Source organism: Neisseria oralis, from assembly GCF_045062685.1.
Taxonomy (GTDB): Bacteria; Pseudomonadota; Gammaproteobacteria; order Burkholderiales; family Neisseriaceae; genus Neisseria; species Neisseria oralis.
This window is the reverse complement of sequence record NZ_JBJGEB010000109.1, coordinates 1-240: the sequence shown is the minus strand read 5'-3', so window position 1 is coordinate 240 and position 240 is coordinate 1. Positions and strand designations below refer to the sequence as shown.

General features: G+C 48.3%; 1 pseudogene. It reads right to left on the bottom strand.

The features are described from left to right. Nucleotides 1–240: pseudogene (locus ACI43T_RS12265) on the bottom strand (NADH:ubiquinone oxidoreductase subunit N); the annotation flags it as partial.

The following is a 240-nucleotide window of genomic DNA, read 5'->3' as shown; positions in this document are numbered from 1 at the left end:
AGCGACAGCAGCTCCAAACCGATATAGGCGGTAAGGAAATGCCCCGCGCCCACCATCACGCCCATACCCAACAGGGCAAACAATGACAGGGTGTAAAACTCGCCTTTAAACAGGTTGCGCGTTTGATTATAAGGCTTGGCATAAACAAACAGGGCAAACGTCAAAGCATATAAAACCATTTTTGCCAAACGCGACATACCGTCCGCAATATACATCCCATTGAATGAAGACGTACTGCCC